The 19,665-nt window shown below is 61.6% G+C and carries 19 protein-coding genes and 1 tRNA gene; 18 read left to right on the top strand and 2 right to left on the bottom strand.

Going from position 1 to position 19,665, the window contains the following annotated elements; translation table 11 throughout:
- The first annotated feature begins 20 nt into the window (after nucleotides 1-20).
- The 18 genes from panM to NA619_RS08370 all read left to right on the top strand — a co-directional run bounded on the left by panM (nucleotide 21) and on the right by NA619_RS08370 (nucleotide 18,398).
- Nucleotides 21-419 (top strand): aspartate 1-decarboxylase autocleavage activator PanM, encoded by a 399-nt coding sequence (gene panM, locus NA619_RS08455; RefSeq protein ID WP_255961373.1) that lies wholly within the window; start codon nucleotides 21-23, stop codon nucleotides 417-419.
- 144 nt (nucleotides 420-563) lie between these two features.
- The gene (locus NA619_RS08450) at nucleotides 564-2,783 is read left to right on the top strand and encodes an AsmA family protein (RefSeq protein ID WP_255961372.1); all 2,220 of its coding nucleotides are present in this window, start codon (nucleotides 564-566) and stop codon (nucleotides 2,781-2,783) included.
- Nucleotides 2,784-2,794: 11 nt separating this feature from the next.
- Nucleotides 2,795-3,862, top strand: a complete 1,068-nt coding sequence (gene mutY, locus NA619_RS08445) for an A/G-specific adenine glycosylase (protein ID WP_255961490.1) — start codon at nucleotides 2,795-2,797, stop codon at nucleotides 3,860-3,862.
- Complete coding sequence (locus NA619_RS08440; RefSeq protein WP_255961371.1) at nucleotides 3,859-4,131, top strand: oxidative damage protection protein; 273 nt, start codon at nucleotides 3,859-3,861, stop codon at nucleotides 4,129-4,131. The genes mutY and NA619_RS08440 overlap by 4 nt, the downstream gene beginning before the upstream one ends.
- A 155-nt stretch (nucleotides 4,132-4,286) precedes the next feature.
- Nucleotides 4,287-4,362 (top strand) — tRNA-Phe (locus tag NA619_RS08435).
- A gap of 247 nt (nucleotides 4,363-4,609) precedes the next feature.
- Nucleotides 4,610-5,089 carry a thermonuclease family protein gene (locus tag NA619_RS08430; protein WP_255961370.1) on the top strand — a complete coding sequence of 160 codons (480 nt, stop codon included), beginning with the start codon at nucleotides 4,610-4,612 and terminating at the stop codon, nucleotides 5,087-5,089.
- A 138-nt stretch (nucleotides 5,090-5,227) separates the two neighbouring features.
- The gene (locus tag NA619_RS08425) at nucleotides 5,228-7,360 is read left to right on the top strand and encodes a TonB-dependent receptor (RefSeq protein ID WP_255961369.1); all 2,133 of its coding nucleotides are present in this window, start codon (nucleotides 5,228-5,230) and stop codon (nucleotides 7,358-7,360) included.
- Nucleotides 7,361-7,363: 3 nt separating this feature from the next.
- The gene (locus tag NA619_RS08420) at nucleotides 7,364-7,705 is read left to right on the top strand and encodes a hypothetical protein (RefSeq protein WP_255961368.1); all 342 of its coding nucleotides are present in this window, start codon (nucleotides 7,364-7,366) and stop codon (nucleotides 7,703-7,705) included.
- 30 nt (nucleotides 7,706-7,735) lie between these two features.
- Nucleotides 7,736-9,283 (top strand): PepSY-associated TM helix domain-containing protein, encoded by a 1,548-nt coding sequence (locus NA619_RS08415; protein WP_255961367.1) that lies wholly within the window; start codon nucleotides 7,736-7,738, stop codon nucleotides 9,281-9,283.
- The gene (locus tag NA619_RS08410) at nucleotides 9,276-9,611 is read left to right on the top strand and encodes a DUF3325 family protein (RefSeq protein WP_255961366.1); all 336 of its coding nucleotides are present in this window, start codon (nucleotides 9,276-9,278) and stop codon (nucleotides 9,609-9,611) included. The genes NA619_RS08415 and NA619_RS08410 overlap by 8 nt, the downstream gene beginning before the upstream one ends.
- Before the next feature lie 123 nt (nucleotides 9,612-9,734).
- Nucleotides 9,735-10,520: a substrate-binding periplasmic protein gene (locus tag NA619_RS08405; RefSeq protein WP_255961365.1), complete on the top strand. Its 786-nt coding sequence runs from the start codon at nucleotides 9,735-9,737 to the stop codon at nucleotides 10,518-10,520.
- A 205-nt stretch (nucleotides 10,521-10,725) separates the two neighbouring features.
- Complete coding sequence (locus NA619_RS08400) at nucleotides 10,726-12,783, top strand: BCCT family transporter (protein ID WP_255961364.1); 2,058 nt, start codon at nucleotides 10,726-10,728, stop codon at nucleotides 12,781-12,783.
- Nucleotides 12,784-13,050: 267 nt separating this feature from the next.
- The gene (locus tag NA619_RS08395) at nucleotides 13,051-13,824 is read left to right on the top strand and encodes an ABC transporter ATP-binding protein (RefSeq protein ID WP_255961363.1); all 774 of its coding nucleotides are present in this window, start codon (nucleotides 13,051-13,053) and stop codon (nucleotides 13,822-13,824) included.
- A 16-nt stretch (nucleotides 13,825-13,840) separates the two neighbouring features.
- Complete coding sequence (locus tag NA619_RS08390) at nucleotides 13,841-14,596, top strand: ABC transporter substrate-binding protein (protein ID WP_255961362.1); 756 nt, start codon at nucleotides 13,841-13,843, stop codon at nucleotides 14,594-14,596.
- A gap of 62 nt (nucleotides 14,597-14,658) precedes the next feature.
- A complete protein-coding gene (locus NA619_RS08385; RefSeq protein WP_255961361.1) occupies nucleotides 14,659-15,354 on the top strand; it encodes an ABC transporter permease in 696 nt (231 codons plus the stop codon).
- Entirely contained in the window at nucleotides 15,351-16,040 is a 690-nt protein-coding gene (locus NA619_RS08380; RefSeq protein ID WP_255961360.1) for an ABC transporter permease, read from the top strand. Before NA619_RS08385 ends, NA619_RS08380 begins: the two co-directional genes overlap by 4 nt.
- Before the next feature lie 139 nt (nucleotides 16,041-16,179).
- The gene (locus NA619_RS08375; RefSeq protein ID WP_255961489.1) at nucleotides 16,180-17,070 is read left to right on the top strand and encodes a D-hexose-6-phosphate mutarotase; all 891 of its coding nucleotides are present in this window, start codon (nucleotides 16,180-16,182) and stop codon (nucleotides 17,068-17,070) included.
- Between the two features lie 248 nt (nucleotides 17,071-17,318).
- Complete coding sequence (locus tag NA619_RS08370) at nucleotides 17,319-18,398, top strand: FAD-dependent oxidoreductase (RefSeq protein WP_255961359.1); 1,080 nt, start codon at nucleotides 17,319-17,321, stop codon at nucleotides 18,396-18,398.
- Here NA619_RS08370 and NA619_RS08365 read toward each other — a convergent pair.
- Both NA619_RS08365 and NA619_RS08360 read right to left on the bottom strand, forming a co-directional pair.
- Nucleotides 18,380-19,075, bottom strand: a complete 696-nt coding sequence (locus NA619_RS08365) for a uracil-DNA glycosylase family protein (RefSeq protein WP_255961488.1) — start codon at nucleotides 19,073-19,075, stop codon at nucleotides 18,380-18,382. The genes NA619_RS08370 and NA619_RS08365 overlap by 19 nt on opposite strands.
- Nucleotides 19,065-19,619, bottom strand: coding sequence for a DUF3299 domain-containing protein (locus NA619_RS08360; RefSeq protein ID WP_255961358.1), 555 nt, complete (start codon nucleotides 19,617-19,619; stop codon nucleotides 19,065-19,067). Before NA619_RS08360 ends, NA619_RS08365 begins: the two co-directional genes overlap by 11 nt.
- Nucleotides 19,620-19,665: the final 46 nt, after the last annotated feature.

Genomic DNA, 19,665 nt, shown 5'->3' with positions numbered 1-19,665 from the left:
CGCCAGCACGCCAGGTCAGCATGCCCGTATTCGTCGAAACCGTAACCGAGCCTAGTCAGCAGGATCGAATCGATCTGGCGAAGATATTTGCCGACGCTCCGGCATGGCTGCTGGCGCCTCACACCGACGCAGCAGCGCTGATCGAGGCGGGACTGGCCGATCAAAGCCTGATCGCCGGTCGCTTCAATGATCGGCTGCTGGGCGCCGGCCTGCTGCAACGCACCACGCCCCACTGGCGGCTATCGCACCTGTGCGTACGCAAGATCACCCGCCGCCGCGGCGTCGGCAAACGCATCCTCGAAGAAAGCCTGCGTCTGGCTGGCGAAGCGGGAGTGGAGCTGCATCTCGCCGCACCACGCGACCATCTCGAGGCACAGGCGCTGGCCGCGCGGGCACACCTGCCACTAGACCCTCTGTAGCTCATGGTGCCGGCCCGGGCTGCATTGGCGCCGGGCTCGGAACCCGAGCCCAGGTAGCTACTCCAACATCCGCTGCGGCGAAAGCCACCTGTTCGGGGCGCTATACTCGCTGCTTTTGACACGCCAAACACAAAGGACCTGTTCATGAAAGCGCTCGGCAAAATCCTGGGCCTGGTAATCCTCGGGTTGCTGCTGCTCATCGTCGCATTGGGCTTTGCCCTGACCCATCTGTTCGATCCCAATGACTACAAGGACGAAATCCGCGCGCTTGCCCGCGACAAGGCCGGTCTCGAGCTGAATATTGCCGGCGATATCGGCTGGAGCCTGTTCCCATGGCTCGGCCTGGAGCTGCACGACACCACCCTGGCCAGCGTGCGCACCCCGCAGCAGCCTTTCGCCGACCTGCGCATGCTCGGCCTGTCAGTACGGGTCATGCCGCTGCTGAGCCGTGAAGTGCAAATGAGCGACATCACCCTCAACGGCCTGAATCTGATGTTGGCGCGTGACGAGAATGGCCAAGGCAACTGGGAAGGTGTCGGCCAACCGGCGACCAGTGAAGCGCAGCCCGGCGACAAGCCGCCAGCGGATCAGGCTCCAGCTGACGAGCAGAAGCCCGACAAGTCCAGGCGCCCTGTGCAACTCGATATCGACAGCCTGACCATCAGCGATGCACGCATTGCCTATCACGATGCTAAGAGCGGTCAACAATTCAGTGCCGAGGGCATCGAGCTGACCACAGGCGCCATTCGCGAAGCCACGTCCATCCCGCTCAAGCTCAACGCTTTCTTTGGCAGCAACAAGCCGGTAATGCGAGCGCGCACCGAGCTTCAGGGCGCACTGCGCTTCGATACCAAACTCAAACGCTACCAGCTAGAAGACCTGCGGTTGAGCGGCGAAGCGTCCGGGGAGCGGCTGCAGGGCAAGACGCTCTCCTTCAGCGCCCAGGGCCAGCTTCTCGCAGACCTGGCAGCCGACGTCGCCGAGTGGACCAGCCTGAAATTCACCGCCAATCACCTGCGTGGCCTGGGCGAGCTGAAGGTGCGCAACCTGCAGGACCAGCCGAAAATCGCCGGCACCCTGTCCATTGCCGAACTCAACCTGCGTGAGTTCCTCGAGAGCATTGGCCAGCAACTGCCGCCCATGGCTGACGGCACCGCTCTCAACAAGGCCGAGCTGGTTACCCGACTCGCCGGTACCTCGACCAGCCTGACTTTCGAAGAACTCAACCTGAAGTTAGATGGCAGCACCTTCACCGGCAACGTCGCGGTCAGCGATTTCGCCAAGCAGGCATTGCGTGTCGACCTCAAGGGCGACCGGCTGGATCTCGACCGTTATCTGCCGCCGCCAGAAAAGGAAACGGCTGCCGGCGCCGCCCGCCAGAGTGAAGTGAGCGCCACCGAAGCGGCCGTGATCGGTAGCGGCACCACACCTCTGCCGGACAAACCGACCCAGCACGCCTGGAGCGATGCGTCCGTCCTGCCGATCAATACGCTGCGTGGCCTGGATACCCGGATCAAACTGGATATCGGCAACTTCACCGCCATGAAGCTACCGCTCGAGAACTTCGCCCTTCGAGCGCGTTCGGCGGGTGGCCTGCTGACGCTGGAGGAGCTGCGCAGTGGTCTCTATAACGGTCGTCTCGAAGCCTCGGCCAGCCTCGATATCCGTCCACAGGTACCCCTCGTGACCGCACAGACCCGCCTGGTACGCGTCCCGATCGAGCGTCTTCTGCGAAGCCAGGGCGAGAAAGAAGTGATCAAGGGCCTGATCAATCTGGACAGCGACATCCAGACCCAGGGCAATAGCGAGAAGGCCTGGATCGACAACCTCAACGGCAAGATCGGCTTCATCATCGACAATGGCATCCTGGTCGATGCAAACCTCGAACAGCAGCTTTGTCGCGCGATTTCGACCCTCAACCGCAAACCGCTGGCCAGCGACCCACGCAGCAAGGACACGCCGTTCCGCGAGCTGAAAGGCAATCTCACGCTGCGTAACGGCGTGGCCAGCAATCCGGACCTGCGGGCCAGCATTCCCGGGCTTACGGTAAAAGGCGATGGCGACGTGGACCTGCGCGTGCTGGGCATGGACTATGGCATCGGCATCCTGGTCGAGGGCGACAAGGGTGAAATGCCCGACCCGGCCTGCGAGGTCAATGAGCGCTACGTCGGCATCGAATGGCCGCTGCGCTGCCGAGGGCCGCTGGAACTAGGCGCCAAGGCGTGCCGCTTCGACAATGATCGCCTTGGCAAAATCGCCGCCAGATTGGCCGGCGACAAGCTCAACAAGACCATCGAAGAGAAGCTCGGCGACAAAGTCAGTCCGGAACTCAAGGATGCCCTCAAAGGCTTGTTCAATCGATGATCGCAGAGCCCTTGAGCCCCGAGCAGTTCGGCACCGCCGTGCTGGACTGGTATCACCGCCACGGCCGCAAGGATCTGCCGTGGCAGCAGCGCATTACGCCATACCGAGTCTGGGTATCGGAGATCATGCTGCAACAGACGCAGGTCAGCACCGTGCTGGGCTACTTCGACCGGTTCATGGACGCGCTTCCCACGGTCCAGGCCCTGGCCGACGCCGATGAAGACGAGGTGCTGCACCTGTGGACCGGCCTCGGTTACTACAGCCGCGCCCGTAACCTGCACAAAACCGCCAAACAAGTCGTCTCCGAGCACGGCGGCGAATTTCCACGTTGCGTCGAGCAGCTCGCCGAGCTTCCCGGTATCGGTCGTTCTACCGCTGGTGCCATTGCCAGCCTGAGCATGGGCCTGCGCGCGCCGATCCTCGACGGCAACGTCAAACGTGTACTGGCACGCTATGTCGCGCAGCAGGGCTATCCCGGCGAGCCAAAAGTGGCCCGCCAGCTATGGGAAGTGGCAGAACACTTCACCCCGCAGCAGCGTGTCAATCACTACACTCAGGCGATGATGGATCTGGGCGCCACACTCTGCACTCGCAGCAAGCCAAGCTGTCTACTCTGCCCGCTACGATCAGGTTGCCGCGCCCACCTGCTGGGCCGCGAAACGGAGTTTCCGGTGCCGAAGCCCCGCAAGGCGCTGCCACAGAAGCGCACCCTGATGCCGCTGCTGGCCAATCCGGACGGCGCCATCCTGCTTTATCGTCGCCCTTCTAGCGGACTATGGGGCGGCCTCTGGAGCCTGCCCGAGCTGGAGGATCTGACGGCACTCGACACGCTCGCCCAGCGCCATTCCCTGCAGATGCAGGATCGCCGCGCGCTGCCCGGCCTGACCCACACGTTCAGCCATTTCCAGCTCGCAATCGAACCCTGGCTGGTGCGAGTGCAATCCCCACCCGGCGCCGTGGCCGAGGCTGACTGGCTCTGGTATAACCTCGCCACCCCGCCGCGACTGGGGCTCGCCGCCCCGGTGAAGACGCTGCTCAAGCGCGCCGCCGCCGAATTGAACGCAGGAGAGATCTCATGACCCGCACCGTGAACTGCCGCAAATACAAAGAAGAGTTACCAGGCCTGGAACGCCCACCCTATCCGGGTGCCAAGGGCGAGGACATCTACAACAACGTATCGAAGCAAGCCTGGGACGACTGGCAGAAGCATCAGACCATGCTGATTAACGAACGACGCTTGAACATGATGAACGCCGAAGACCGCAAGTTCCTGCAAACCGAGATGGACAAGTTTCTATCCGGCGAGGAATACGCCCAGGCTGAAGGTTACGTGCCGCCCAGCGAATAAGGGGACCGACACCTGCTTCGCCTGCAGCAGCGCGAGCGAAGCAGTCTGCGGAACGCCAGAATGGGTCGCGAAAACGCTAAACGCCCGTTCTGGCTAAATATTTTCCCGGCCGCGCTTGACAGGCAAAAGCCAAATCCGTCTAATAGCGCCCCGTTGCCCAGGTAGCTCAGTCGGTAGAGCAGGGGATTGAAAATCCCCGTGTCGGCGGTTCGATTCCGTCCCTGGGCACCATCTATTCATTTCAGGTGGTGTCAAAACCACCCGAAAGCCCACAAGAAGCCCGCCTAGTGCGGGTTTTTTGTTGTCCAAAATTTCTTCTCGTCAGCGAGCCGGCAATCCCAGCGGCAAAGAGCCCCCGACTCAGTTCACGGTTCACTATTCGTGTACCTAGACCCGGTCTGCTCATGAGACATGGCTCCGATTCGGCCTCCAGGCGGCCTGTTACTCTCGCCGCCCCCCGACCCGCACGGATGCCGTCATGCTGCGCGCTTTAGCCACCTCCTTGCTCATCACAGCCCTGCCTGCATCGGCGGCATCGTTCGACTGTCGCGTGACCGGCATTGCCGACGGCGACACCTTCAGCTGCCTTGACACTACAGGGGCGCACGTCAGGGTGAAGCTTGCCGAGATCGACACCCCGGAGCTCAGACAACCTTACGGCACCCAGGCCCGCCAGGCGCTTGCCAACTACATCTTTGATAAGACCGTGACGCTGACGGTCAAAGGCCGCGACGACGCGGGACGAACGCTGGCGCGGGTCAAAGTCGGTGACAGCGAGATCAATTCGGAACTGGTCAGGACCGGGAACGCCTGGGCCAACCGCGGCTATCTGGACGACCGAACGCTCCTCAATCTGGAGGCAGTAGCGCGCGAGCTTGGGCGGGGCTTGTGGTCATTGCCCAAAGCTGATCAGCAGCCTCCATGGGAGTGGCGCAAGCAGCAACGCCCCAGTCGCTGAAGGGACGGAATCGCATCAGCTGGAAACAACAAACGTTAAGGCTGCTGCTAGCCTGCCACTAAAATCTTAATGCAAGTCATTTACATTTAGTTTACCGTCTCGCTCCCCACGAAAAACACCAACATCGGGAGCCTTCACGTGTTTCGCAAAACCTGTCTGTGTCTGTCCATATCCCTCGCAACCCTTTCACTCACGTCGATGCCTGCGCTGGCCGATGAGGCTACCGAGCTTGAGGCGGTCACGATAAGCGCGACGCGCGCCAGAAGTGAGGCGGGTAAAACCCCACAGAAGATCACTGTGATCAGTCGCGAGCAGATCGAGCAGCAACTGTCGATCACCTCCGACCACGGTGCAGTGCTGAGCAACCTTATCCCTTCCTATTCGCCAAGCCGGCAGAAGATGAGCAGCGCGGGCGAAACCTTTCGTGGGCGTTCCGCGCTGATCCTGATCGATGGTGTGCCGCAATCCACGCCGTTGCGGGACAGCCAGCGAGACGGCTACACCATTGATTTGTCGATGGTCGAGCGAATCGAGGTCATCCATGGCGCCAGTGCCGAACATGGCCTCGGCGCCACCGGCGGGATTATCAACTACGTCACCCGCCGCCCGGAAAGCGGGACACTGCGTCAGCATGCGGGGGTCAGCTTCACCGCACCGACTGATTACGAGTCCGAAGGGCTTGGCTACAAGCTGGACTATCGGGTCGAGGGTACCCAGGGCAATTTCGATTACCTGGTCGGCACCAGCTGGCAGACCCAGGGCATGTTCTATGACGCCAACGGCGATCTGATCGGTGTCGACGACACCCAGGGCGATGTCATGGACTCCACCAGCACTGATCTGCTGGTCAAGCTGGGTTACTGGCTCGATGACAATCAAAACATCGGTCTGATGGTCAATCGTTACGAGGTCGAGGGCGAGCACGAATACGTCAATGTTCCCGGCGATGCCGACGCTGGGATCCCGGCAACGTCACGTAAGGGCGACCCGCAAGGCAAGGCGCCTCAAAACGAAGTGCTCGCAACCAGCCTGTCCTACAAGCACGCCGATCTCTACGGCAATGAACTCGGCCTGCAGCTCTATACCCAACGCTTCCGCGGGCGCTTCGGTGGCGGCACCAACGGGACCTTTCAGGATGCCGGTATCGCACCTGTCGGCACGCTGTTCGATCAGTCGCAGAACGAGTCGGACAAGATCGGTGGCAAGCTGACCCTCAGCCGAGATGGCATGTTCGACAACCATCTGATGCTGACCGGCGGTCTCGACGTGTTGCAGGACACCACCAGCCAGCAACTGATCCTCACCGACCGCGAATGGGTGCCGGAAACCGTGTTTCGCAATTACGCGCCGTTTCTCCAGGCTGAGATCCGGGCGCTCGACGACCTGACGCTTTTCGTGGGCGCTCGCCACGAGTTCGCCGATCTGGACGTGGACGGCTTCAGCACTATCGCCTCGACCAACCCAGCGCTCGGTGGTGTGGATGTCGAGGGTGGCAACCCGACCTTCGAGGAAACGCTCTACAACGCCGGGCTGGTCTGGCAGATGACCAGCTGGGCACAGCTATTCGCCAACTATTCCGAAGGGTTTGGCATGCCCGACGTAGGCCGCGTGCTACGAGGCATAGGCACGCCCGGCACCAGCGTCGACAACTTCCTCGACCTGCAACCCGTGGTCACCGAGAACCGGGAAATTGGCTTCCGCTTGAACCATGGCCCGTTCGATGCGGAGATCAGTTATTACGAGTCCGATGCAGATCTGGGTCCGAGACTGGACAGCGTTGGCGGTGTCTACCAGATCCGCCGTGAACGCACCGAGATCGACGGGGTGGAGTTCACTGGCGGCTGGAAAGTCAACGACATGCATCGGCTGAAGCTGATGTATGCCCAGGTCAATGGTCGCTCGGACACCAATGGCGACGGCAAGGTGGATACCGACCTGGACGGTGCAAACATCTCCCCGGACCGCTACGGCGTCAGCTGGCAGGCGAACTGGACCGATGACCTGCACAGTCTGCTGCAGGCCAATCACTACGCCAGTCGCGATTTCGATACACCTGGCCTGGAATTCGATGGTTACACGCTGGTGGATGCTTTCGTCGGCTATCGCCTGCCTGTCGGCGAGGTGAGCGTAGGTATCGAGAACCTGATGAACAAGGACTACCTAACCTACTACTCGCAGGCGGCCAACACCGGTTCCAAGCTCACCCGGGACGGCCGGGTGTTCAACGGCCGCGGGCGTACCCTGATGCTGGGTTACCAGGTCAGCTTCTGATTCATGGCTGCAGCAGCGTCGAAGCGCGATGTACGGGGGCACCAAGGAGGGCGGTCAAGCCGCGGTAGCCTGGCGTTACGGGTTATCGCCGCCATCGCAGGCGGCTATGCCTGCACGGTAGCGCTGGCCTCGGCAGGCGCTCAGCTGCTGGTCCTGTATGGCGGCATGGCGCGCAGCGAAGCGGTAATCCTGACCGCGATGCTGGGCTTCATCCTCTACCTCGCGTTGCTTATCTGGAGCTTTAGCGAGCCCAAGGTCTGGCGGGTCTGGGCGCTTCTGCTGATGGGCATCCTGATCGGCAGCGCGCTGAGCCATTGGCTGGCGCCGACACAGGGGGCCAGCTGAGTGGCGCCTGGCAGTGGTTTCCGGCAGTCGATGGCCTGGCTGCATACCTGGGCCGGCGTGCTGCTCGGCGGCTTGCTTCTGGCGATCTTCTGGACCGGCTCGCTTTCGGTTTTCGATCGCGAAATCGACCGCTGGATGCAGCCGGACACACGCCTTCCGGCGCCTGCCGCCCAGATCTCGTTGGACCAGCTTGTCCTGCCTCATGCGCAGCGACTGGCGCAGGACGCTCCGGTCTGGAGCATCAGCCTGCCGACACCACGCGCGCCGACCCTTCACCTCGATTATCAGCTCCCACATCAGAATGCCGTGCGTCGCCATATCGATCCGCATACCGGTGAGCTGTTAGCCGACCAGGGCAGCTGGGGCGGCACCCGCTTCATCTTTCCATTTCACTTCAGCCTGCACCTGGGCTGGCGCAGCGTTGGGTACTGGCCGGTCGGCGCTGCGGGAATGGGCATGCTGGTGCTGCTCGTGTCCGGCGTGGTGGCGCACCGCAAGCTGATTGCAGAGTTCTTCACCTTCAGGCCACACAAGCGACTGCAACGCAGCCTTCTCGATCTACACAACCTGACCGGTGTGCTGGTCTTGCCGTTTCATTTCGTCATCACCCTGTCGGGTTTGATCATCTTCTACGCGATTTACTTTCCGGGCATCACCCAGGGGCTCTACCCCCAAGGCCGGGCCCAACTCCAGATGGAGGCCCTCGGCAACTACTCTCAACCAGCATCGGGGCTGAAAGCTGACACCGCGTCGCTGGACGCAATGCTGTCCAGCGCGCAGGAAGCTTGGCAAAGCAGCGGCAAACCCGGCCAGGCCTACTTCGTGCGCGTCTGGCATCCGGGGGACCGTAACCAATATGTCGAGGTCCGCCGCTCCCATGCCCGCGAGGTGACGATGAATGCTGACCGGCTGACATTCGACGGCACCACCGGCGAGCTTCTGCATCAGCATTCAGCAGCGCCCATTGCCGACGTGCAGCGATTTTTCACGGGACTGCATTTCATCCAGTTCGACCATTGGACGCTGCGCTGGCTTTACTTCACTGGCGGGTTGAGCGGCTGTGTGCTGATCGGTACCGGGCTGTTGTTCTGGTCCGGCTCAAGACGGCCCAGGCACGAGCGACAGGGCCGGATAGGCGCGCGGTTGGTTTACGCGATTTGCGTATCGACAGCCACGGGTCTGGTGATCGCGACGCTGGTTTTCTTCATCGCAAATCGACTACTGCCCGCTGGCAGCCAGTGGCTCGGGCAGCCGCGGGAAGCGCTGGAGGGTTGGGCGTTCTACCTGGGCTGGCTGGTGACGCTAGTTCATGCCGCAGCGTGCCCGGGGAACGCCTGGCGCAGGCAGCTGCAGTCTGCAGCGGTACTGGCTGTATCTGCAGTGGCGCTAAACGCAATCACAACCGGTGACGCCCTGCCGCTCAGCCTGTTTTCCGGATCTGCGGCGGTAGCCGGCATGGACTTGATGCTGCTGGTGCTTGCAGGCTTCTGCCTGCTGGCGTCGCGGCGAATCCGCCTGGCGCAGGTCACACCCTCCCCGACCCGTCGGCCGGCACGCGAGGCATTGCCTCGTGACTGAACTGCTCGCCGCGATGCTGGCGTTTATCCTTTGCTACCTAGCGTTCGCGCTTCTGGCTCTCTGCCAGGCGCCGCATCGCAAGGCAGTCGATCCGCTTGCCAGTTCTCCCTCGCGGCGTGGGCAGCTTGCTCGGATGGTCGTCGCGTTGGCTTGCCTCGCAACTGCGCTGTTGGTGCTGCTGGCCGCGCAGGGCAATGAGTTCGGAACGCTGCTCTGGGTGCTGCTGACGAGCGCCTCCGCCATGTTCCTGTCTTTTACGTTGAGCTGGAAACCCGGCTGGCTTCGCCTTTTGTCCAGCGCGCCTGGTAGCCGGCGCGCCAACTCGTAGTTCGATTCAGTCGCTCTGACTTAATTCTCGACTAGGCTCTTAGCAGCCAGACGCAGCCGATCAGGGCGGCGTCCCGCTGCGTAGTACCGCCAAGGAATGCCGACCATACCCAAGGAGCAAGCAGTGCATAGGGTTCTCCCGATTTTGGTGATCTGGTTGCTGTCGTCTGCCGTTCAGGCCGATCCAGGCCAATGGCACTTCGTGACCGAAGATTTTCCCCCCTTCACCTATCCCGCCGATGCCAGCCCTGACACGCCACCAAGCGTCGGGGTCAATGCGGGCGGCCCGCTCGTGGAGGTGATGAAGGCAGTATGCGCGCGGCTACAGCAGGAATGCACCATCACGCTGTACCCCTGGCGCCGGGCGTTGCAAATGGCCGAGCAGGGCGAGGCGGACGGAATCTTCACGCTGGTGCGCTCGCCGCGACGTGAAAAGATATTCCACATCAGCCGGATGCTGGTCACGACCCGCTACAGCGTCTTTGCTCGCACCGACAGCAGCTTCGTCTTCAACCAGCCTGGCGATCTGGCTGGACGACTGGTTGGCGTCTACGGCCCTTCCGGGACTTCCTACGTGTTGTCCGAGCGTCTCAAGTCGGTGGCCGACGTCCGCCTGCACCTGACCGCAGACAACCGCAGGCTGCTGCGCATGCTGCAGTCCGGCCGCTTCGGCAAGGAAGGCCTGGCCGTGCTCAATCAGGATGTCGCCTGGCACCTGATTGATGACGAAGGCCTCACGGGCATTCGCGAGGCTGGCGAAATGGGCCCGATCACTTACGGCATTGGGCTATCTCGCAAGACGGTGAGCAAGGCGCAGTTTCTGGCCTTCGAGCAGGCGCTGGACCAGGCCATCGCCGACGGCACAGTGCCGATGATCCTGCGTCGCCATCAGCTCGAGCCGGCGTACTGAGCCCATTGCCCGACGCGCTCAAGGCGCGCCGATAATGCTCTCACACGGCGGTCCGACACTGCCCATGACTGCACCTGGATCAGCATGATGGCAATTTCTGGTGAGTATTCCGTGGCGAATCGCCGTCTACCCTTCTGATAGCACTTTCACTTCGGGAGCCGACGCGTTTTCCGTCCCACTCGCCAACCAGAGAGCAGAACGATATATGGAAGCAGAAAAGAAGCTACCGAAGGCCGTCATCCTCTTCCCTGTATTCATCCCCGCCGTGGTTGTCACGCTGCTGCTGGTAGTCGGCACCATCAGCAATCCGGAGTTGGCAGGCGATGTGTTCAGCTCGACGCTGGCGTTCATCACGACCAACTTCGGCTGGTTCTACATGCTGTCGGTAGCTTTTTTTCTGGTGTTCATCGTCGGCATCGCGATGACGCCCTGGGGCAATATCAAACTGGGGCCCGACCATGCCGAGCCGCAATACAGCTTCCCGGCCTGGTTCGCCATGCTCTTTTCGGCGGGCTACGGCATCGCCCTGCTCTTCTTCGGCGTCGCCGAACCGGTGCTTCACTACGCTTCCCCACCAGCAGGCGCCGCGGAGACCGTTGATGCAGCCAAGCAGGCGATGCAGATTGCGTTCTTCCATTGGGGTTTCCATATCTGGGCCATTTACGGCCTGACGGGCCTGGTACTGGCCTACTTCTCATTCCGCCACGGCTTGCCGCTGTCCATGCGCTCGGCGCTATATCCAATCATCGGTGAACGGATCTACGGCCCGATCGGCCATGTGGTGGATGTGTTCGCGATTCTTGGCACGCTGTTCGGCATCGCCACCACGCTGGGCCTTTCGGTTACCCAGATCAACGCAGGCATCAACTACCTCTGGCCTTCGATTCCTATCAGCATCAATGTGCAGATCATCGCTATCGCTATCATTACCGGTCTGGCGATCTGTTCGGTTGTCGCCGGCCTCGACAAGGGCGTGAAAAACCTCTCGCTGCTGAACATGGTCCTCGCCATCGGACTGATGGTTTTCGTGTTCCTGGTCGGACCGACCATCTTCATTCTCGAAACCTTTCTGCAGAACACCGGCAGCTACCTGAACAACATCATCGAACGCACTTTCAATCTGCAGGCCTATTCACGAAGCGACTGGATCGGCAATTGGACGCTGTTCATCTTTGGCTGGACCATTGCCTGGTCACCCTTTGTCGGCCTGTTCATCGCCAAGATCAGCCGCGGTAGAACCATCCGCCAATTCGTGTTCGGCGTAATGTTCGTGCCTACCATCTTCACCTTTCTCTGGTTCTCGATATTCGGTGATACCGCGTTGCACCTGATCATGGTCGAGGGCTACACCTCGCTGATCACGGATGTGCAGGCGGACAACGCCATCGCGCTGTTCAAGCTGTTCGAACTGCTACCGATGACGTCCATCGCCTCGTTCCTGGCGGTGGTGCTGATCATCACCTTTTTCGTCACCTCGTCGGACTCCGGTTCCCTGGTCATCGACTCGCTGGCCGCCGGCGGCGCGCTTCACACCCCGGCGTGGCAGCGTGTCTTCTGGGCCAGCATCGAGGGGATTGTGGCGTCCGCCCTACTCCTGGCTGGCGGGCTTAGCGCCCTGCAGACCATGACCATCGCCAGCGCCCTGCCCTTCGCGATCATCATGATGATTGCCGCGCTGGGCATGTGGCGCGCGCTGGTGATCGAAGGTCACCATGAGACCAGTTTGCAGAGCCACATGCAGGGCAGCCGACTGGCGAGCAACGCCGGTCCAGGGCTGTGGAAGAAGCGCCTTGCCGGCATGGTCAGTTTCCCCAGTCGGCAAGACGTCGATGGCTTTATGAGCAGTACCGTGCTCAAAGCCATGCGGCGCGTGCAGCGTGAACTCAGCGGCCAGGAGTGGAGCGCGGAGGTCCATACCGACGAAGCTCACTCGCGGCTTTATCTGGAAGTTATCAAAGATGATCAGGTGGATTTCATTTACGAAATCCGCGCCGTTGGTTACGCGATGCCGGCATTCGCCCTTGTCGAGGGGCCTGAGTCCGAAGAGCAGTACTACCGTGCCGAAGTCTTCCTACGCCGTGGCGGGCAGCATTACGACATCTATGGTTACGATCAGGCCGACATCATCAGCGATATCCTCGACCAGTTCGAAAAATACCTGCACTTCCTTCACATCTCGCCAGGCAGCCTGCCATGGAAAATGGCCGAGCACGACGAAATGCTCTCTGACGATCCGGAGCTGCCCAAGACCAATCCGTCCTGAGAGTAGGCGGCCTCCGAGGCCGCCTGTCGTGCTCTACTCAACCCGGTTCTGCGCGAAGCATGGCTTTTTCATCTATATAGATAAAGGCGTCGGTCCGCCGGCGCCGCGTGACCGGGCGGTCACGGCGCTCGCTGCCCTGTCGCGCTTGGCGCATGCCCCCGCCCATGCTAGGTTTGCGCCTCGCCAGGACGGCGAGCAGTTGGCCGGAGCGCAATTTACATAGAAACGGAGCAGGAACAGCCCCCTGTTCCGAGAAGAGGAAGCTCAATGGCCGAGGCCATACCCGCACTGGAAATCCGCAATCTGCACAAGCGCTACGGCGATCTGGAAGTTCTCAAAGGCATCTCGCTGACCGCTCGCGATGGTGACGTGATTTCCATCCTCGGCTCTTCCGGGTCCGGAAAATCCACATTTCTGCGCTGCATCAACCTGCTGGAGAACCCCAACGAGGGCGAGATTCTCGTGGCTGGCGAGCAACTGCGCCTAAAGCGCGCCAAAGACGGCGATCTGGTCGCCGCCGATGCCAAGCAGATTAACCTGATGCGCAGCAAGCTCGGCTTTGTGTTCCAGAATTTCAATCTCTGGCCGCACATGAGCGTACTCGACAACATCATCGAGGCGCCTCGCCGGGTGCTGGGCCAGAGCAAGGCCGAAGCCATCGAAACGGCCGAGGCATTGCTGGCCAAGGTCGGAATCGCCGACAAGCGCCACGTTTATCCGAACCAGCTATCCGGCGGCCAGCAACAGCGCGCTGCGATTGCTCGCACCCTGGCCATGCAGCCCAAGGTGATCCTGTTCGACGAGCCGACCTCGGCGCTCGACCCGGAAATGGTACAAGAAGTGCTTACGGTGATCAGGTCGCTGGCCGATGAGGGTCGCACCATGCTGCTGGTCACTCATGAAATGAACTTCGCCAAGCAGGTTTCCAGTGAGGTGGTCTTTCTCCACCAGGGCTTGGTCGAAGAGCAGGGAAAGCCGGAGCAGGTGTTCGACAACCCCCAATCGGCACGCTGTAAACAGTTCATGTCCAGCCATCGCTAATGGAGCAACACACCGCATGAAAAGCTATAAGAAGATTCTGCTGACTGCCGCCGCCACTCTGATGCTCGGCGCCAACGCCTTTGCCGCTGACAAGCTGCGCATCGGTACCGAAGGTGCCTACCCACCCTTCAACCTGATCGACGCCAGCGGCCAGGTCGTGGGCTTCGACCTCGACATCGCGCACGCGCTCTGCGCCAAGATGGAAGTCGAGTGCGAAGTGGTAACCTCCGACTGGGATGGCATCATCCCTGCTCTGAATGCCGGCAAATTCGACTTCCTCGCCGCCTCGATGTCGGTTACCGAAGAACGCAAGAACGCCGTCGACTTCACCGACCACTACTACACCAACAAGCTGCAGTTCGTTGCGCCCAAATCGGTGGACTTCAAGGCCGATGAGAGCTACCTGAAAGGCAAGACCATCGGCGCGCAGCGTGCAACCATCGCCGGCACCTGGCTCGAAGACAACATGGACGACGTCGTCGACATCAAGCTCTACGACACCCAGGAAAATGCCTACCTTGACCTGGCCTCGGGCCGCGTTGACGGCATCCTCGCCGACTCCTTCGTACAGTGGGAATGGCTCAAGAGCGATGCTGGCAAGAACTTCGAGTTCAAGGGCGAGCCGGTGTTCGACAACGACAAGATCGCCATCGCCGTGCGCAAAGGCAACGACGATCTGCGCGAGAAGCTGAACAAGGCCCTGGCTGAAATTCGAGCTGATGGCACCTACGAGAAGCTGAACGCAAAGTACTTCCCGTTCAATATTTACTGATCCGTCTGAATCAAAGCCCGGCCGCCAATAATGGTAGGCCGGGCTTTGATGTTTGAGCCCTTATGATTCCCGACCTTCATGGATTCGGTCCGGCACTGATCGCCGGCACCTGGATGACCATTCAACTGGCTGTCGCAGCCCTGGCCCTGGGCTTGGTCCTCGGTCTGCTGGGTGCGCTCGCCAAAACCTCGCCGTTCTCCACCCTGCGCTGGATTGGCGGCACCTATTCGACCATCGTTCGCGGCGTCCCCGAGTTGCTCTGGGTGCTGCTGATCTATTTCGGCACCATTGGCCTGGTGCGCGGGATCGGCGAAATCTTCGGCATCGCCAACCTTGCGCTCAGCCCCTTCGTCGCCGGTACCATCGCCCTCGGCATATGTTTTGGCGCCTACGCCACCGAGGTATTTCGCGGTGCGCTGCTGGCCATTCCCAAGGGCCATCGCGAGGCCGGCCTTGCATTGGGGCTCGGCAAGCGGCGGATCTTTCTCAAGCTGATTCTTCCGCAAATGTGGCGCCTGGCCCTGCCCGGCCTCGGCAACCTGTTCATGATTCTGATGAAAGACACCGCGCTGGTCTCGGTGATTGGCCTGGAAGAGATCATGCGCAGCTCGCAGATCGCCGTGACCGCCAGCAAGGAGCCCTTCACCTTCTTCGTCGTCGCGGCCTTCATCTATCTGGGCCTGACCGTGATCGCGATGACCTGCATGTACTTTCTTGAAAAACGCGCCGGTCGCGGCTTCGTCAGGAGCGCCGCATGAGCTGGGAATTGTTCATCAAGTGGCTGCCCGACTTTCTCGAGGGTGCCTGGCTGACACTGCAACTGGTCGGCGTTTCAGTGGTTGCAGGACTGATCCTTGCGCTGCCGCTGGGCATTGCACGGTCCTCACGCCTGCTTGCGGTGCGTGCGCTGCCGTATGGCTACATCTTCTTTTTCCGCGGCACACCCCTGCTGGTCCAGCTGTTCCTCGTCTATTACGGCATGGCGCAGTTCGAAGCGGTCAGGCAAAGCTGGATGTGGCCCTTCCTGCGCGACCCCTACTGGTGCGCGATCATCACCATGACCCTGCACACCGCTGCGTACATTGCCGAAATCCTGCGTGGTGCGATCCAGAACGTTCCATCCGGTGAGGTGGAGGCCGCGCGCGCGCTGGGCATGTCACGCACCCAGGCGCTGCGACACATCATCCTGCCGCGCGCCACGCGGATCGGGTTGCCGGCCTACAGCAACGAAGTCATCCTGATGCTCAAGGCCAGCGCCCTGGCGAGCACCATCACCCTGCTGGAACTGACCGGCATGGCACGCAAGATCGCAGCCCGCACCTACATGCACGAGGAAATGTTCCTCACCGCGGGCCTGATCTACCTGATCATCGCCTTCGTGCTCATGCAGGGGTTCAAGTTGCTGGAACGCTGGTTGCGCGTCGACGCCTGTCAGGGTCGCTAGTCACCATGCAGCAAAAGAGGGCCGCGCCATGCCGGCCCTTTTTTACGCCTGCGACTTTTCCACCGGCAGGCCGGACCTCGGAATCCTGCCGCGCCTGCGTAGTCAGACGCACTACTCAACCACGACCAAGAGACCGCCAATGCCCGTCGATATCCAGCGCATCGAAATGGACCAACTTGCCTGCTGGCGCATCCGTCACGACGACGCCGAGCTGGTGGTCGCCGAGCAGGGCGCACAGGTGCTCAGCTATACGCGCGGGCCAGGCCTGCCGATCATCTGGCTGAGTGAGCAGGCCGAGTTCGTCCGCGGCCAACCGGTGCGTGGCGGCGTTCCTGTCTGCTGGCCATGGTTTGGCGATCTGACCCGCAATCCGCAAGCGATACAGGATGCCTACCAAGGCAGCCAGCCACCCGCTCATGGCCTGGTGCGAAGCATCGACTGGACGCTGAAGGACGCCTATAGCGACGTCGACGGTGCAACACTGGAATTCGTCTGTTCAAACCCAGCCGGCCTGGCCGATTGGCCACATGCCGTCGAACCCACCTTCACCATCCGACTCGATCAGCGGCTGCATCTGTCGCTGGCCAGCCACAACGGCGGCGATACGCCGTTGACGTTGTCACAGGCGCTGCACAGCTATTTCGCGATCAGCGACATCCATCAGGTATCGGTGGAGGGTCTTGATGGTCAGACTTACATCGAGACGCTGGAGGGCTGGGAACAGCGGAGGCAGGAGGGTGATCTGCACTTCTCGGGCGAAACCGACCGCATCTATCTGGATTTGCCATCGATGCTGACCTTGCGCGATGTGGGTGCCAACCGACGCATCACTCTCGAAACCCGTGGCTCTCGGTCCGCCGTGCTCTGGAATCCCTGGATCGATAAAGCGCAGCGACTGTCGCAATTCGCGGACGACGCCTGGCAGCGGATGCTCTGCATCGAAACGGCGAACGTGATGGATGACGTGGTTCGTCTGGAGCCCGGCGCGAACCATACACTCAGCGTCTCCATCGGCGTCGAGCCGCTCTAGCAGCGGGGCTGATCACGCAGCCCCCAATTGGCAATGGCAGTTCGGTGAAACATGCGAGCGGCCGGAGCTGGCGCTGGGGCAGCGTCTATACTGCCCACAACACCTTGTCGAAGCGCGGCGCGTCCGTCTGATGTGCCGTCCGGAGGTGGATCGTCACGCTTGAAGGATGCTTGCCATGGATGCAGCCCTGCCGTTTCGTATCTCGTTCACGTTCGCCTTGCCTCGCATCAGCCGGTCACTGATGCACCATGAATACTGATTTCGATCTATTGCTCGCCGGGGCCGGGCATAGTCACCTAGGCGTGCTGCGCCACTGGGCTGTCCGTGATCGTCCCATGGGCCGCATCGGCCTGGTGTCGGCCGAACCCAATGCCTGGTATTCCGGGATGATGCCCGGCCTTGTCGCCGAACGTTATCAGGCGCGCCAGTGCCGCGTGGCGCTCCCCAGCCTCTGCGCTGCCGCTGAGGTGGAGTTCGTTCAGGGCACCATCGTCGCACTGCAACCGGAAACGCCTGAACTGCTGCTGGCTACTGGCGTCAGCCTGCGCAGCACCTGGCTTTCGCTCAACCTTGGCTCGTTACCCTGGAAGCCGGATCAAACCGGAGATGGCATGGAAATGCTGGCGGTGAAGCCCTTCGCCGATTTCCTCCGCCGTTGGCAGCAATGGGAGGAAGCGCCTGAGCCGGTCGCCGTGCTCGGCGGCGGAGCTGCCGGCGTCGAACTGGCGCTGGCAATGTTCGGACGCGTACCGGCCGTCAGCCTGCTCACCGCTGGTGAATTGCTCGCCGGACATGCCCCACGCCTACGCCGTCTAGCCCTGCGGCATCTCGACCGCGCTGGCGTAATCGTACAGGAACATACACCGATCCAGCGGGTGGAGGGCAACACGCTGATCAGCGATGGGGATATCTGTTGGCGAGGCCGACGACTGATAGTCGCAACCGGGCCCAACCCGCTGGAATGGTTGCGCGAGTCGGGGCTGCGGCTGGACGGGCAGGGTTTCGTCGAGGTTTCACCGTCGCTGCAAAGCCGCTCGCACCCCCATGTGTTTGCCAGCGGCGACTGCGCGAGCATGCCCGGTGTGGCGCGTAATGGCGTGCATGCGGTGCGTCAGGCGCGGGTACTGGCGACCAACCTCTGCCAGGCAACCATCGGCCAGCCGCTACGGCGTTATCACCCTCAGGCACACACCCTCGCCCTGCTGGCTGATGGACGCGGCGGCGCAATGCTGAGCTGGGCTGGGCTGGCAGCCGAGGGAAGCCTACTGGGTAGCTGGAAGGACCGCCTCGACCTGGGCTTCATGCGCCGTCACGGTGCCGATGTATGAAGGTGTCCGCCGAGCAGCTGTTGCAAGCGTGAATCGAGTAGCGCCGCAAAGCGCTTGAACCAGATCATGTTGCGCGGTGAAGGATGCGGCAGCGGATGAAGTCGGAACTGGCGCGAACCACCCGGCTCCGTAGCCAGTTCGATGTCGCAATACGTCGAGAAACGGTCGTCTCGCTGCCAGAACGCCTCGAGTCGCCGCCGATCGTCCCGCGACCCATCGATGCCGAACCAGAGAAAGGCCTCACGACCCAGCGTGACGATATCCCGCCCCTGCCAGTTTTCGATCAACAGCTGGCGCATCAGCGGGTGGTAGCGTCGCTTGATCGGCATCGACCAGGCGCGATTGCCGACCGGCTTGTAGGGCACCGTGTTGATCCAGAAATAACCTTCGCCTACTGCACGCCCGGCCTCGAAGTCCGGCAGGTCTTTGCCATACAGATGCCGATAAAGCGCACGCCGCACCAGTTGGCCACCGCTGCCGATAAAGGGCTCGCCGTAGCGAACCTCCTCGCGCCCCGGATCACGGCCGAAAAAGGCGATCGGGGCGTCGGCCGGGCCAAGCCCGATGATCGGCTCCAGCGGATCTTTTTCAAATGCCTGATAAACCGGCAGATCGATCCCTTCGGTATGCGCTGCCAACTCTCGAAAGGCCTGGCGCTGGGACGGATCAAGTCGCATGGAAGCGGCGGTCATCGCTATCGCTTTCGTCCACCAGCGTTACTTCAGCGGCGGAAATGGCATACGCCGCTTCCGCCAGATCGTTATTGACCGGTTCGATCTTGAGCGTCCCATCCACCCACAGCGGTGCGTAAATGTCGTCCAGCATGATGCCGGCCGGATAGCGAACCATGACGATTTGATTGGGAGGTGGCGGCGGAACGTGGATGCAGGCACCGGGATAGGGCACCAGAAAGAATTCGGTACTGCGGCCCTGATTGTCGGTTTCCAGCGGAACCGGATAACCGCCGAGGCGAATCTGTTTACCGTCCAGAGCCGGCACCGTCTTGGCCGAGTACATGACCTCCGGCAGCCCGGCGCCTTGCTTGAGCCCGCCCTGGTCGCTGAAACCGACGGTTTCGGGCGAGTCATGTTCGATCTCGGGCATTTCCTCCAGAGCCTTGCGGTCTTCAGCAGGCATCAGTTCGAGCCAATCAAGCTCGGTGGGAGCCGCGTAGGCCACACAATGGATGATGAGCAGGAGGGAAAGAACTATCTGGCGCATGGCAACCAAGCGGTGAAAGAACGGGGCCGCAGGGCGCGGCCCCGGG

The organism is Stutzerimonas stutzeri (genome assembly GCF_024448895.1).
Lineage (GTDB): Bacteria > Pseudomonadota > Gammaproteobacteria > Pseudomonadales > Pseudomonadaceae > Stutzerimonas > Stutzerimonas stutzeri_Q.
This window is presented reverse-complemented; position numbering and strand designations above follow the sequence as displayed.

Excerpts from the sequence above, each read along its gene's own strand:
- NA619_RS08400 (WP_255961364.1), top strand. The coding sequence starts at position 10,726 with ATGGAAGCAGAAAAGAAGCTACCGAAGGCCGTCATCCTCTTCCCTGTA.
- NA619_RS08370 (WP_255961359.1), top strand. The coding sequence starts at position 17,319 with ATGAATACTGATTTCGATCTATTGCTCGCCGGGGCCGGGCATAGTCAC.
- NA619_RS08430 (WP_255961370.1), top strand. The coding sequence starts at position 4,610 with ATGCTGCGCGCTTTAGCCACCTCCTTGCTCATCACAGCCCTGCCTGCA.
- NA619_RS08385 (WP_255961361.1), top strand. The coding sequence starts at position 14,659 with ATGATTCCCGACCTTCATGGATTCGGTCCGGCACTGATCGCCGGCACC.
- NA619_RS08365 (WP_255961488.1), bottom strand. The coding sequence starts at position 19,075 with ATGCGACTTGATCCGTCCCAGCGCCAGGCCTTTCGAGAGTTGGCAGCG.
- NA619_RS08360 (WP_255961358.1), bottom strand. The coding sequence starts at position 19,619 with ATGCGCCAGATAGTTCTTTCCCTCCTGCTCATCATCCATTGTGTGGCC.
- NA619_RS08440 (WP_255961371.1), top strand. The coding sequence starts at position 3,859 with ATGACCCGCACCGTGAACTGCCGCAAATACAAAGAAGAGTTACCAGGC.
- NA619_RS08390 (WP_255961362.1), top strand. The coding sequence starts at position 13,841 with ATGAAAAGCTATAAGAAGATTCTGCTGACTGCCGCCGCCACTCTGATG.
- NA619_RS08380 (WP_255961360.1), top strand. The coding sequence starts at position 15,351 with ATGAGCTGGGAATTGTTCATCAAGTGGCTGCCCGACTTTCTCGAGGGT.
- NA619_RS08395 (WP_255961363.1), top strand. The coding sequence starts at position 13,051 with ATGGCCGAGGCCATACCCGCACTGGAAATCCGCAATCTGCACAAGCGC.
- NA619_RS08375 (WP_255961489.1), top strand. The coding sequence starts at position 16,180 with ATGCCCGTCGATATCCAGCGCATCGAAATGGACCAACTTGCCTGCTGG.
- NA619_RS08450 (WP_255961372.1), top strand. The coding sequence starts at position 564 with ATGAAAGCGCTCGGCAAAATCCTGGGCCTGGTAATCCTCGGGTTGCTG.
- panM (WP_255961373.1), top strand. The coding sequence starts at position 21 with ATGCCCGTATTCGTCGAAACCGTAACCGAGCCTAGTCAGCAGGATCGA.
- NA619_RS08415 (WP_255961367.1), top strand. The coding sequence starts at position 7,736 with ATGGCCTGGCTGCATACCTGGGCCGGCGTGCTGCTCGGCGGCTTGCTT.
- NA619_RS08420 (WP_255961368.1), top strand. The coding sequence starts at position 7,364 with ATGGCTGCAGCAGCGTCGAAGCGCGATGTACGGGGGCACCAAGGAGGG.